The sequence below is a fragment of the Methylococcus geothermalis genome, assembly GCF_012769535.1.
GTDB classification, from domain to species: domain Bacteria; phylum Pseudomonadota; class Gammaproteobacteria; order Methylococcales; family Methylococcaceae; genus Methylococcus; species Methylococcus geothermalis.
On sequence record NZ_CP046565.1, the window covers coordinates 1,950,726 to 1,964,688 of the forward strand.

7 protein-coding genes are annotated in these 13,963 nt (G+C 64.1%); 4 read left to right on the forward strand and 3 right to left on the reverse strand.

Annotated features, from left to right (window positions below; all coding sequences use genetic code 11):
• The first annotated feature begins 1 nt into the window (after nt 1).
• Nucleotides 2-3,886 (forward strand): ATP-dependent RNA helicase HrpA, encoded by a 3,885-nt coding sequence (gene hrpA / locus GNH96_RS09280; protein WP_169603414.1) that lies wholly within the window; start codon nt 2-4, stop codon nt 3,884-3,886.
• Between the two features lie 351 nt (nt 3,887-4,237).
• Here the strand turns inward: hrpA and GNH96_RS09285 are convergent, their stop codons facing one another.
• Nucleotides 4,238-6,928, reverse strand: coding sequence for an Rne/Rng family ribonuclease (locus GNH96_RS09285; protein WP_169603415.1), 2,691 nt, complete (start codon nt 6,926-6,928; stop codon nt 4,238-4,240).
• Nucleotides 6,929-7,587: 659 nt separating this feature from the next.
• On the opposite strand from GNH96_RS09285, the gene rluC reads away from it, so the two are divergent.
• The 3 genes from rluC to GNH96_RS09300 all read left to right on the forward strand — a co-directional run bounded on the left by rluC (nt 7,588) and on the right by GNH96_RS09300 (nt 10,194).
• Nucleotides 7,588-8,541 carry a 23S rRNA pseudouridine(955/2504/2580) synthase RluC gene (gene rluC / locus GNH96_RS09290; RefSeq protein WP_169603416.1) on the forward strand — a complete coding sequence of 318 codons (954 nt, stop codon included), beginning with the start codon at nt 7,588-7,590 and terminating at the stop codon, nt 8,539-8,541.
• Between the two features lie 67 nt (nt 8,542-8,608).
• Nucleotides 8,609-9,592: a signal peptide peptidase SppA gene (sppA, locus tag GNH96_RS09295; RefSeq protein ID WP_169603417.1), complete on the forward strand. Its 984-nt coding sequence runs from the start codon at nt 8,609-8,611 to the stop codon at nt 9,590-9,592.
• Entirely contained in the window at nt 9,592-10,194 is a 603-nt protein-coding gene (locus tag GNH96_RS09300; RefSeq protein WP_169603418.1) for an NUDIX domain-containing protein, read from the forward strand. The genes sppA and GNH96_RS09300 overlap by 1 nt, the downstream gene beginning before the upstream one ends.
• Before the next feature lie 21 nt (nt 10,195-10,215).
• On the opposite strand, the gene glgA is transcribed toward GNH96_RS09300, so the two are convergent.
• Together glgA and glgB are read right to left on the reverse strand one after the other, a co-directional pair.
• Nucleotides 10,216-11,679 (reverse strand): glycogen synthase GlgA, encoded by a 1,464-nt coding sequence (gene glgA, locus GNH96_RS09305; protein ID WP_169603419.1) that lies wholly within the window; start codon nt 11,677-11,679, stop codon nt 10,216-10,218.
• Nucleotides 11,676-13,898: a 1,4-alpha-glucan branching protein GlgB gene (glgB, locus tag GNH96_RS09310; RefSeq protein ID WP_169603420.1), complete on the reverse strand. Its 2,223-nt coding sequence runs from the start codon at nt 13,896-13,898 to the stop codon at nt 11,676-11,678. The genes glgA and glgB overlap by 4 nt, the downstream gene beginning before the upstream one ends.
• Nucleotides 13,899-13,963: the final 65 nt, after the last annotated feature.

Consider the following 13,963-nt stretch of genomic DNA (forward strand, 5'->3'; position numbering starts at 1 on the left):
CATGCTCGATCGCATCGCCCGGCTGGAACAATCGCTGGATCAATGTTTCGGTAAGGATAGGTTTGCGCTGCGGCGCAGCCTGCAACGTCTGAAAACCGCGGCAGGAAAGGGGAAGCCCCCGGAAGGGGAGCTGGAAGCGGTCGCCCGGCGGATCGAGGCGTCGATCGCCCTGTGCGCGGCGCGGGCGGCGGCTCTGCCGGCGCTGGAATATCCGGAGGAGCTGCCGGTGTCCGAGCGGCGCGGGGAGATCGCCGAAGCGGTTCGGCAAAACCAGGTCGTGATCGTGTGCGGCGAGACCGGCTCCGGCAAGACCACCCAGCTCCCCAAGATATGTCTCGAGGCGGGGCGCGGGATCAGGGGCTACATCGGCCACACCCAGCCGCGCCGCATCGCCGCGCGCAGCGTGGCCGCGCGCATTGCCGACGAGCTGAAGCGGCCCTTGGGGGAGACGGTGGGCTACAAGGTCCGCTTCCACGACCAGACTCGCCCGGACAGCCTCATCAAGCTGATGACCGACGGCATCCTGCTGGCCGAGACCCAGGCGGACCGCTTCCTCGACCAGTATGACACCCTCATCGTCGACGAGGCCCACGAGCGCAGCCTCAACATCGACTTCCTGCTGGGCTACCTCAAATGGCTGCTGCCGCGCCGACGCGACCTCAAGCTGGTCATCACCTCGGCCACCATCGACCCCGAGCGCTTCTCCCGCCACTTCGATGACGCGCCCATCGTCAGCGTGTCCGGGCGCACCTACCCGGTGGAAATCCGCTACCGTCCGCCCGATCTGGCCGACGAGGAATGCGACGAGACCGACCGCGGCGAGCAGCAGGCGATCTTGAATGCGGTGGACGAGCTGTACCGGGAGAATATCGGCGACATCCTGATTTTCCTGAGTGGAGAGCGGGAGATTCGCGACACGGCCGAGTCGTTGCGCAAGCATCATCCGGCCGACTGCGAAGTGCTGCCGCTGTACTCGCGGCTGGCGGTTTCCGATCAGGAGAAGATCTTCAAGCCGCACGGCCGCCGCCGCATCGTGCTTTCCACCAACGTGGCCGAGACCTCGCTGACGGTGCCGGGCATCCGCGGGGTGATCGACGCCGGCTATGCCCGGATCAGCCGTTACAGCCATCGCAGCAAGCTGCAGCGCTTGCCGATCGAGAAGGTGTCCCGCGCTTCGGCCAGCCAGCGCGCGGGCCGTTGCGGCCGGGTGGGCCCGGGGGTCTGCGTCCGGTTGTATTCGGAGCAGGATTTTCTGAACCGGCCGGAATTCACCGATCCGGAAATCCTGCGCACCAACCTGGCCGCCGTCATCCTGCAGATGAAGGCGCTGAACCTGGGCGACATCCGCGCCTTTCCCTTCATCGAGCCGCCGGACGAACGGCTGGTGCGGGATGGCCTCAAGACCCTGCAGGAAATCAATGCGCTGGACGGCCAGGGCCGGTTGACCGAGCTGGGCCGCCGGCTGGCCAAGCTCCCGGTCGATCCGCGCCTGGGCCGCATCCTCCTGGCCGGGGCGGATGAGAACTGTCTGAAGGAGGTCTGCATCATCGTCGCCGCCCTGAGCGTGCCCGATCCGCGCGAGCGCCCGGTGGACAAGGCCCAGGCCGCCGACCAGAAGCACGCCAGGTTCCGCCATCCGGATTCGGATTTCATGGCGATCCTTGCCTTGTGGAACGACTATGAGGAGCAGCGCCAGCATCTCTCCGGCAGCAAGCTGCGCCAGTATTGCCGCGAGCATTTCCTTTCGGCCCTGCGGATGCGCGAATGGCGCGACATCCACCAACAGATCACGGAAGTCATCAAGGGTGAACTGAGCCTGAGGATGAACCAGGTCCCCGCCGACTACGGCGAGATCCACCGGGCCCTGCTGACCGGGCTATTGTGCCATGTCGGTTTCCGCCAGGATCAGAACGAATACGTCGGCGTGCGCGGGCAGAAGTTCCAGATATTCCCCGGTTCGTTCCTGTTCAAGGCCCGGCCGGTGTGGATCGTCTCGGCTGAACAGGTCGAGACCAGCCGGGTCTATGCCCGCACCGTGGCCAAGATCGAGCCGGAATGGATCGAAAAGTGTGGCGCACACCTGTTGAAGCGCCACTACTACGAGCCGCACTGGGAGCGTAAGGCCGCGCGGGGCGCGGTGTTCGAGCGCACCGCATTGTATGGCCTCACCGTGCAGAACGGCCGCAAGGTGCCTTACGAGAACGTCGACCCGGCGGCGGCGCGGGAGCTGTTCATCCGCTCGGCCCTGGTGCGCATGGACTACGACAGCAAGGCTCCGTTCCTGCTGTCGAACCGCAAGCTGCTGGAGGAGGCCGAGTACTCCCAGCAGAAAGAGCGGCGGGTCGACCTGGTGGTGGACGAGGAGACCCTGTTCCGCTTCTTCGACGAGCGGGTGCCCGCCGAAGTGGTCAACGGCGCCAGTTTCGAGGTCTGGCGCAAGGCCGCCGAACGCCGCGAGCCCCGGCTGCTGATGCTGTCGCGGAAAGACATCACGCTGGACAGCGGCGGGGCCGGGGCGGCGGCGGATTTTCCGGACGAATTGGCCCTGGGGCCGGTGCGCCTGAAGCTGGAATACCGTTTCGAACCGGGCCACGAGGACGACGGCGTCACCGCCATCGTGCCATTGCACGTGCTCAACCAGATCGACCCCGAGCCGCTGCGCTGGCTGGTGCCGGGGCTGTACCGGGAGAAGGTGGTGGCCCTGATCAAGTCCTTGCCCAAGACCTGGCGCATCCATTTCGTGCCCGCCCCCGATTTCGCCGACCGTGCCCTGCCCATGCTGGACTACCGCCAAGGTTCGCTGCCGGCGGAACTGGCGAAGGCGCTGAAGAAAATCGGCGGGGTGGCGCCGCCTGTTTCGGCTTTCGACGAGGCTGCGCTGCCGGCGCACTTGCGCATGAACTATGCCTTGGTCGACGAAACCAATGTGGTGATTGCCCGCTCCCGGGACCTCGGCCGGCTCCAGGCCAGCCACGGCGCCGAGGCTGGCCAAAACTTCCAGAACATCGCCCGCCAGGAGATCGCCGTGACCGGACGGCGCGCCTGGGACTTCGACGATCTCCCGGTGGCCTACCGCGGACAGATCGACGGCCAAGTCTTGCACGGCTTTCCCGCTGTCGTCGACGAAGGCGACACCGTCGGTGTCAGGATTTACGATCTGGCGGATGAGGCCAGGACCCAGCACGAGTTCGGCCTGGTCCGGCTGCTGCGTTTGACCCTGGCCAAGGAGATCAAATACCTGCGCAAAAACCTGCCGCTCGGCGCGGCCATCGAGCTCCTTTACCGCCAGCTGCCGCCGTCCGGCCGGGATCTGCGCGAAGACGTGCTGGACAAGCTCATGGCGGCCCTCTTTCTCGACGACCAGCCAGAGCTGCGGACGCGCAAGGATTTCGAGACGCGGAGCCAACAATGGCGCGGCGATCTGGTCCTCAAGGCCAATGAAGTGGTGCGGACGGTCGACCAGGTGCTGGGGCTCTACGCCGACTGCCGCAAGGCCTTGACCGCTTTGGGCGGCAGCACCGCAGCCAGCGATGCGGCAGACCAGCTCGACCATCTCGTCTATGCCGGCTTCGTGGTCAAGGTGCCTTACCCGCGGCTGAAGCACTTTCCGCGCTATCTCAAAGCGCTACTGCACCGCCTGGAAAAATGCCGCCAGGATCCGAGCCGTGACGCCAAACTCCAGAGCGAGCTTGCTCCGTTCTGGCAGCCTTACTGGGAATCCGTGAAGCAGGGGAAGGCGCCCTGCGTACCCGAGCGCGACGAATTGCGCTGGACCCTGGAAGAGTTCCGGGTCTCCCTGTTCGCCCAGCAGATGAAAACCGCCTTTCCGGTCTCGGCAAAGCGCCTGCGGGAGCTGTGGTCGCAGCGCATGTCGCGCCAGCGCTAAGCGACCGGTCGCGGTGCGCACCTCGTCGGAGACGACGCCGTGAAATCGGGTGGCGATGCCGCTCTTCGGGGGCTCGTTCGGGTTCCTCGTTGTCCTGCTGGCTTGGATGGGAAGGTCCGTCGTTCACTTTCGCCACCGGTCGGGCGGACCGGCCTTGTTTCCAGCTCGAGCGGAAGAGGGGATTTCGGGGATTCGCCGAGCGGCGCGGATTTCAGAGGGGCCGGTGTGACACCGGCTTTGGAAGCCAGGTTCCCTGACGAATCCGGAAGGGAGGAACATGCCCCACCGATCATTCGGGGCTGATGACGCCCGCCGGGCACGGAACGCTGGCCCCTGCCCGGCGGATACCGATCAGTCCGGGGAATCCGCTCCGCGTTCTGTAGAGGGGGGGAAATCGCTGCGCTCTTCCCGAGGTTCAGGATCCTGCCTTTGCTCCTCCCTCGCTCGGGGCGGCAGACCGGGAGCACGGTATTCCGCTTCCGGAGGGTAGTCCAGGCGTACTTCCCGTTCCACGTGGGCGGGGGAGGCTTCAGGGGAGGAGAGCACGGTGCGGTGATCGCTTGTTTCCCGAGGTGCGGCCGGGTCAGAGCCGGGTTCCGCGACATCGCGTTCGGGGCCGTCCTTTTCCCCATCGGGGTGGGTGGCGTCGGGAGCTTCGCCGGCCTCCTGTTCACCCGGTGCCACCGGCCGGCGATCCCGCCTGCCACGGCCACGCCGCCGGATGCCGCCCCGGCGCGACCGTGAAGACCGGGGGCGAAACTCCGCTTCCGCCAGGTCTTCCTCGGCTGTTTCGACATCGACAGTCTCGCCTTCCTCTGAGCGTTCACCGGCATCTGCGGGAGCGACCGGCTCGAGGGCCGGGACCCGTTCCTTCGAATCCGCTGCGCCAGCCGAGTCTTCCGGCATTGCCGCCCCGGCCGCCGCTTCTTCCAGCGGCATGTCGACGGGCTCAGCCGTAGCCCGGCGCCGCTGACCGCGACCCTCCTGGCGACGACCGCGGCCCTCCTGGGGTTTCGTCCGGTTCTCTTGCCCGGTCTGTTGCGGTTCCGCCGTTGCCGGTTCCTGGACGGTCTCCGTTTCTGCCGTCACCCCGCTGTGGCGTCTGTCGCCAGCGTCGTCCCGCTGTGCCGGGTGCTTTCGGCGATTGCCGGCGCCGCGTCGGCCGCCGTCGCGTTCGCGACGGCGCTGGCCGCCGAAGCGTTCGCTTTCTTCCGTCGAAGCAGCGCCGCCTCCTTCCGGCTCGCCGGACGTCTTGGCCGGCTGCACGAACGGCGCCGGCAGGGCCAGCCCCGCCGAAGACCGGGCCGCTTCAGAGGAGGGCTGGTCTTCGATGCGCTGGCCGGTCAGGATGTTGAGGAAGCGCTTGATCAGTCCGCCGCCGGGCTGGCCCGGCTGAGCCTGGATGCGCTGCTCACCACCGCTGGGCTGGGGGGAGGCGGGAATGAATTCCCGGACGGCGGGGGCTTCCGAGGACGCACCGGGTCCCCGAACGGATTTCGGGGATTCGGGCGATTTTTCCGAAATCAGCTGGTAACTGCTTTTGCGGGTTTCCTCTTCCGCGCCGGGTCCGCCGCTCCGGATCCGCTGGATGTCGTAATTGGGGGTCTCGAGGTGCGGATTGGGGACGATGGTGATGGCCACGTTGTGCCGGGTTTCGATTTGCTGAAGCGCGGCGCGTTTCTCGTTCAGCAGATAGGTGGCCGACTCGACCGGCAATTGGGCGATGATCCGGTCGGTGTTCTTTTTCATCGTTTCCTCCTCCAGGACGCGGAGGATGGACAGGGCCAGCGATTCGACGCTGCGTATCGTCCCCTGGCCCTTGCAGCGCGGGCAGGTCAACAATGCGGTTTCGATGAGCGATGGCCGCAGGCGCTGGCGCGACATTTCCATCAGTCCGAAGCGGGATATGCGGCCGAGCTGGATGCGTGCGCGGTCGACACGTACCGCTTCGCGCAGACGGTTCTCCACGGCGCGCTGATTACGCGCAGCCATCATGTCGATGAAATCGATCACGAACAGCCCGCCCAGATCGCGCAGGCGCAGCTGCCGGGCGATCTCGTCGGCGGCCTCGAGATTGGTGTTCAGCGCGGTTTCTTCGATGTCGCCGCCCTTGGTGGCCCGCGCGGAATTGATGTCGATGGTCGTCAGGGCCTCGGTGTGGTCGATGACGATGGCGCCGCCGGAAGGCAGGGGTACTTCGCGGGAATAGGCGGTCTCGATCTGGCTCTCGATCTGGTAGCGGCTGAACAGAGGCACGTTGTCCTGATACAAGCGCGCCTTGTTGATGAACTGCGGCATGACCTGCTGCAGGAAGCTGTGCACCAGCCTGAAGGTAGACGGGTTGTCGACCAGGATTTCGTCGATGTCGCTGCGCAGATGGTCGCGCAACGCTCGGATGATGACGTTGCTTTCCTGGAAAATCAGGAAGGGGGCCGGCTTTTCGCGGGTCGAGCGTTCGATCGCCTCCCACAGTTGCAGCAGATAATCGAGGTCCCACTGCAGTTCCTCGACCGTTTTGCCGCCGCCTGCGGTGCGGATGATCACCCCCATGTCGTCGGGGATCTGGAGCTGGCTCAGCGTCTCCTTCATGTCGGACCGGACATCGCCCTCGATGCGGCGGGAAATTCCGCCCGCCTTGGGGTTGTTCGGCATCAGCACGAGGTAGCTGCCGGCCAGGCTGATGTAGGTGGTCAGCGCCGCGCCCTTGGTGCCGCGTTCCTCCTTTTCGACCTGGACCACGACTTCCTGGCCTTCCTTGAGGACGTCCTTGATTTCCCGGCGGGAGACGGATTCCTCGCCGGTCGCGCTGAGATATTTCGGCAGGATTTCCTTGAACGGCAGGAAGCCGTGCCGCTCCGCCCCGAAATTGACGAACGCCGCTTCGAGACTCGGCTCGACGCGGGTAATCAGGCCCTTGTAGATATTGGCTTTTTTCTGCTCCCTCGAAGGGATTTCTATGTCGAAGTCATAAAGCTTTTGTCCATCGACCAGCGCGACCCGCAGTTCCTCGGGTTGCGTGGCGTTGATCAACATTCTTTTCATCAATGGATTCCTTGGGCGTTCTTGCTGGAGAACCGCCTGAACCGGTGGTGCCGCAGGATTTCTCCAACATCCCTTCCTGTTCTGTTTCTTCTATCATGCGAATGCTCTTGTCAGGTTCGCGGTATCGAAGCGATCGATCGGATGATGGGTATCCCGGTGCCCTGTGTGTTAAGGATGGGTTGCCGGGGAACCGGGTGGTTCCGGCGCCGGTCCCATTCGGCGAACGGTATGTTGCGTGATGCTGGCCATGAACCCGCGTTCCGCGAGGTCTTTTCGGAATGGCCCGTCCACTTTCACACCGTGCGAAAACACGGCCAGTCCGCTCGGCCCGAAGGCCGGCCCGGCGGATACTAATGTTTGTTTGAAAATGTGTCTCTTGAGCTCGTCAAGGGTCGAGCATCCAAACCCTGGTCTTGATTTGTATATCGGATACCGGCCAGACATCGCCTGCTTTTCCACGCTTCGGCCCGCGCGACTTGCGCGTCGGCCGCACCCGCGTTTTCCGGCGATGCACCGGTTCATTCGTTCAACAATTCTTTGGGGCTTTCACCGGAGGTGACGTATGCCGTAAGGCGCGTGGTCGGCGAAATGCCAGACAGACTATAGCAATCTTCAGCAAAAGCATCAATTTAAGGTGTAAAGCTGATATGATTTTTGCGATGAAATCTCTCCTGCAAGACCCGAACCAGCCTCGCCTGATCGAAGTCGACGCCGAAGCTGCCGGTCAGCGCATCGACAATTTTCTGTTTTCACGCTTGAAGGGCGTGCCCAAGAGCCATGTGTACCGCATCTTGCGGACCGGGCAGGTGCGCATCAACGGGGGACGGAGCAAGGCGCAGCAGCGGCTGAGCACGGGAGATGTGGTGCGCGTGCCGCCGGTGCGGGTCGCTGTAGCGTCGGAGCCTGAACGGCCGGCGCCCTGGCTGAGGGAGCGGCTGGAAAACCGGGTGCTTTACGAGGACGAGGATATTCTGGTCGTCAACAAGCCCCCCGGCATGGCGGTGCATGGCGGCAGCGGGCTCAGCTTCGGCGTGATCGAGGGGCTGCGCGCAGTGCGTGAAGGGGCGCGGTTTCTCGAACTGGTGCATCGGCTGGACCGCGACACCTCCGGCTGTCTGCTGATCGCCAAGCGGCGTTCGATGCTGCGCCAGTTGCACGAGCAGTTTCGGGGGGACGGTGTGGAAAAGACCTACCTTGCCCTGTTGAGCGGCGTCTGGACGCGCCAGCGGCAAGTGGTGGACGCTCCCTTGCTCAAGAACGTCCTGCAGAGCGGCGAGCGCATGGTAAAGATTGCGGCTGAGGGAAAAGCGGCGGTCACGGTGTTCCGCCGGTTGGAGCTGCTTTCCGGCGCGACGCTGGTGGAAGCCAGGCCGGTCACCGGCCGCACCCATCAGATCCGCGTGCATGCCCGCTCGCTGGGCCATCCGCTGGCGGGCGATGAGCGGTATGGCGACGCCGGCCTCAATCAGGCATTCCGCCAGCGCGGCCTGAAACGGCTGTTCCTGCACGCCGCCACGCTCGGATTCACGCATCCCCGCAGCGGTCGGGAAGTTCGCATCGAGGCGCCGCTGGAGTCGGACCTCGCTGATTTTCTGATGGCCGTCAGACTTTAAGTTCTTCCCGGCCGCGCATTCTTCGGCATCCTTTCCCCTTTTTTTTATTCCAGAAGGCTCAAGACGTATGAATGAGGATTCCACACTCGAGTCATCGACCGAATCGGCTCGTCCGGCGCCGGGTTGGGAGCGGGAACTGTTGGAAAAGCTACTGCTCGAAGCATTGGTGGAACAGCGGAAGGCACGGCGGTGGAACCTGATATTCCGGGCCTTCCTCGTGGCGGTGATCGGGCTGACTTTCCTGCTGACGCTCAAGCCGCTGTCACAGGATGGTCTGTCCGGTGCCGGTGAGGCTCATACGGCCGTGGTCGACGTGATCGGCACCATCGTCGAAGGCGGCGAGATCGACGCCGACACCATCATCGAGGGACTGCGCGAGGCGGCCGAGGCCAAGGGCGTGAAAGGCATCGTGCTGAGGATGAATACGCCGGGCGGGAGTCCGGTGCAATCGGCCTACGTATACGATGAGATCCGCAGGATCAAGAAGGAACATCCGGCGCTGCCGGTCTATGCCGTCGTGTCCGACCTGTGCGCTTCGGGCGGCTATTACATTGCCTCGGCCACGGACAAGATTTTTGTCAATCCGGCCAGCATCATCGGTTCGATCGGCGTCATCATGAACGGTTTCGGCTTCGTCGGCACGTTGGAGAAACTGGGCGTGGAGCGCCGGGTGATGACCGCGGGCGACCACAAGGCGATACTCGATCCGTTCGGTCCCGTCGATCCCGCCGAAAAACGGCATGTGCAGCAATTGCTGAATGGCATCCACCAGCAGTTCATCACGGCGGTGAAGACCGGGCGCGGTGATCGCCTCAAGGACGAGCCGGAACTCTTTTCGGGTCTGGTCTGGACCGGCGCCGAGGGCATCGAGCTGGGTCTGGCCGACGACGTCGGCGAACTGCATCAGGTGGCCGAGACGGTGATCGGGGCCAAGAAAATCGTGAACTACTCGCACAGGGAGACGTGGCTGGACCGCCTCTCCCAGCAACTGGGCGCAAGCCTGGGCACCGCTCTCAGAAATCTGTCCATGTCCTCGCCGCGCCTGTACTGATGGCCCGCGATTTCGAAATCCTGCGGGAAGAGCGGCTCCACGGGGGATTCTTCACGCTGTTGCGGATGCATTTGCGCCATACCTTGCACGGCGGTGGCTGGAGCGAGGTCTTGACGCGCGAGCTGTATCATCGAAGCCGTTGCGTGGCGGTCGTTCCTTATGATCCGATGGCCGACCGGGTGGTGCTTATCGAACAGTTTCGCGTCGGGCCCCTCAAGTCGGGGGAGAATCCCTGGCTGCTGGAAATCGTCGCCGGCGCCGTGGAGCCGGGCGAACATCCGGATGAGGTGGCGCACCGCGAGACCATGGAGGAGGCCGGAAGCCGAATCCGCGAGCTTATCCCCGTGTCCGAGTTTTTCACCACGCCCGGCGGCTGTTCCGAAAGCATTGCCCTCTATTGCGGCATCGTCGATTCCGCCGGTCTCGGCGGCATCCATGGCCTGGCCGAAGAGCATGAGGACATCCTGGTCAGCGTGGTCGATTTTGCCGAAGCGATGGTCCTGCTCGGCGAAGGGCGCATCCGCTCGGCCATCCCCATCATCGGCCTACAGTGGCTGGCGCTGAACCGGGAGCGTATCAGGACGCGTTACGGCGCCGCCTGATTCGGCTTCGGCCGTGCCGAATCAGGCGGCGCAGCGGTCGGCATTCAATTCGGTCTGAGCTTCCCGGTAGAGTTCGACGTACTGGGATGCGCTCTTGCGCCAGGAGAAATCCTTGCGCATGCCGCATTGGCAGATCGTCCGCCACACCTCGGGTGCTCGGTACAGCGTCAGCGCCCGGAGGACCGCTTCCAGCAGGAAGGCCGGCTTGGCCGGTTCGAACACGATTCCGCTGGCTTGGCCGGCGGCCAGGCGCTCGGGCGTGGCGTCATCGACGGTATCGGCCAGTCCGCCCACCTTGCGCACGATGGGCACGGTGCCATAGCGTTGGCTATAGAGCTGGTTCAATCCGCAGGGCTCGAAACGCGAGGGCATCAGAAACATGTCGGCGCCGGCCTCGATGAGATGGGCCAGCGGCTCGTCATAGCCGATGGTGACGGCGAGGCGTTCCGGGCAGGCTGCAGCCGCCCGTTCGAGGGCGTGTTCGAATGCCTTGTTGCCGCTGCCCAGGACCACCAGTTGGATCGGCAACTGGAGCAGATCGTCCAGGATGTCGATCAGCAGGTCGATACCTTTCTGTTCGACCAGCCGGCCCACCATGCCCAGGACGGCGATGTCCGGATCATCCGGCAGGCCGAACTTTTGCCTGAGGGCCGTGCGGTTGGCGCGTTTGCGCTCCAGGGTCTCCGGGCCGTAAGTCGCAGCGAGGTAGGGATCGGTTGCCGGATTCCAGGCGATGTCGTCGATGCCGTTGAGGATGCCACTGAGGCATGCCCGCCGGTTCCTCAGCAGGCCATCCAGCCCGCAGCCGAACTCCGGCGTCTGGATTTCTCGGGCATAGCTCGGGCTCACGGTATTGATGCGATCGGCGAAAACCAGGCCGCCCTTGATGAAGGAAAGCTGGCCGTAGAACTCCAGCGCTTCCATCTTCCAAAGGCGTGGCGGCAGCGCCAGGCGCTGGAAGGTATCGTAGGGAAACAGGCCCTGGTAGGCGAGATTGTGCACGGTGAACACGACCGCGGGCCGGTTCGGTTCGTCGCTCAAGAGCGGTGGGATCAGCCCGGTCTGCCAGTCGTTGCAATGGACGACATCGGGTTTCCAGCCGAGGCCGAGCCGGTCCTGGGTCAGGTCGACGGCGACGCGGGCGAGCAGCGCGAAGCGTTCGGCGTTGTCGGGCCAGGGCGCGCCATTGGGCGCCAGATACGGATTGCCGAAACGGCCGAACGAGGCCGGGGCATCCAGGAGCCAGAGAGGGACGGCCGTTCCAGGCAACCGCGTCGACAGCAGGGTCAGCTGGCTGCCCGACTGACGCAGGCTCAGTTCCTTCGGGGTTTCCGCAGCGGCGATGGCCTCCGGATAGGCGGGCATCAGGATACGCACGTCGTGCCCCAGGGCCGATAACGCCGCCGGCAGGCTGCCGGACACATCCGCAAGGCCGCCGGTCTTCATCAGGGGGAAGACCTCGCTGGAGACGAATAGGACTTTCATTCGTCTGCTGGTGTCCCGGTCGTTTCTTCGGTCGACGGCGTGACCGGGGCTAGCACGATGCCGGCCAAGGGGGGCAGGGTCAGCACGAGGGACTGCGCCCGTCCCATCCATTCCACGGTTTCGGTTTCGATTTTCCAGTTGCCGAGGTTGGCGCCGCCGTAGCATTCGGCGTCGGAATTGAAGATTTCCCGGTATTGAACGGGCTCCGGCACGCCGATGCGGTAATTGTGGCGCGGTACCGGGGTGAAGTTCAGGACGACGACCACGTGACTGTCATCGTCGCGGCGAAGGTAGCTGATGACCGACTGCGCCGCATCGTGGCTGTCTATCCACTCGAAGCCCTGGCTCTCGAAATCGTAGGCGTAGAGCGCGGATATGCCACAGTAAAGGCGATTGAGATCACTCACCAATCGCAGCATACCGCGGTGCAGCGGCGCTTCCAAGAGAGGCCAGTCCAGCGCCGTGGTATGGTTCCACTCACCGGTTTGGGCGAATTCGCAGCCCATGAACAGCAGCTTCTTGCCGGGGTAGGTGAACATCATGGTATATAGGGCGCGCAGATTGGCGAAGCGCCGCCATTCGTCGCCCGGCATCTTCGCCAGCATCGAGCCCTTGCCATGGACGACCTCGTCGTGGGAGAAGGGCAGGACGAAGTTTTCGGTGAAGGCGTACAGCAGCCCGAAGGTGAGCTGGTCGTGATGGTAGTGCCGGTGTACCGGATCCTTGCTCATGTAGACCAGAATGTCGTGCATCCAGCCCATGTTCCATTTCATGGAGAAGCCCAGGCCACCGGTCCAGGTCGGCCGGGTGACCTGCGGCCAGGCGGTCGATTCCTCCGCCACGACCAGCACGCCCGGAAACTGCTGGTGCACGACGGTATTGAGGTCGCGCAGGAAGGCAATGGCCTCCAGGTTTTCGTTGCCGCCGTACTTGTTGGGTATCCAGTCGCCCGGTTGGCGCGAATAATCGAGATAGAGCATCGAGGCAACGGCATCGACGCGCAGGCCGTCGAGGTGGAATTCCTCCAGCCAGAACAGCGCGCTGCCCAGCAGGAAGTTCTTGACCTCGTTGCGGCCGTAGTTGTAGATCAGCGTGCCCCAGTCGCGGTGTTCGCCCAGCCGCGGATCTTCGTGCTCGTACAGGGCGGTGCCGTCGAAGCGCGCCAGGCCGTGGGCGTCTTTCGGAAAATGCGCAGGCACCCAGTCCAGAATGACGCCGATGCCGTGTTGATGGCAGTAATCGACGAAATAGCGGAAGTCATCGGGCGTCCCGAATCGGCTGGTGGGGGCGAAATAGCCGGTCGTCTGGTAGCCCCAGGAGGCATCCAGCGGATGCTCCGTGATGGGCATCAGCTCGATGTGGCTGAAACCCGCCGATTTGACGTAGTCGACCAGATCATGCGCGAGATCGCGGTAGTTCAGGTAGCCGCCTTCGAGATCACGCTTCCAGGAGCCGGCGTGCACCTCGTACACCGAAAGCGGCCGATGTAGCCAGGGCCAGTCCTTGCGCTGCTCCAGCCAGTCCGTGTCGTTCCAGAGGTATTCGCTTTCGCGGGTGATGATGGAGGCGGTGTTCGGCCGCAGTTCGAACTGACGTCCGTAAGGGTCGGTCTTGAGATGGACGGTGCCGTGCGGCCGGTTGCGGATCTCGAACTTGTACAGCAAGCCCGGTTGCAGTTCCGGAATGAACAGCTCCCAGACGCCGCTGCCGCCCCGCACCCGCATGGGATGCCGGAGACCGTCCCAGCCATTGAATTCTCCGACCACGCTGATGCGTTCGGCATTGGGTGCCCAGGTCGCGAACAGAATGCCGTCGATGCCGTCGACGCTGTGCGGATGCGCTCCAAGAGTGCGGTAGATGTTCCAGTGCCGGCCTTCGCCGAAAAGATAAAGATCGAAATCGGACAGCTGGGGAGGAAAGGTATAAGGATCGATGAAGCTGTGCGTATGCCCCGTCGAGTCCTTCCAGTACAGCCGATAGTGGGTATCGGCGACAAGGGGGTCGATCTCGCATTCGAAGAGGGCGGTGCCGGCGATGCGTTCCAACACCGGCCCATGGGCGCCGACGCGCACTTCTTCGGCACGGGGCAGGAAAGCGCGGATGATATCCCGTTCATTCCGCCGGTGACGGCCCAGCACCGAGAAAGGATCGTGGTGGCGGGCTTCGATGAGCCGCTGGAAGTCCTGCGAGAGTTCTGCCAAGGTCGAGCTGTCCGTCAAACCGCATTCCTCCCCGTTCGGATTCACTTTGCGAGATTTCTGATAGTACAATGCCGGCCGCCGGT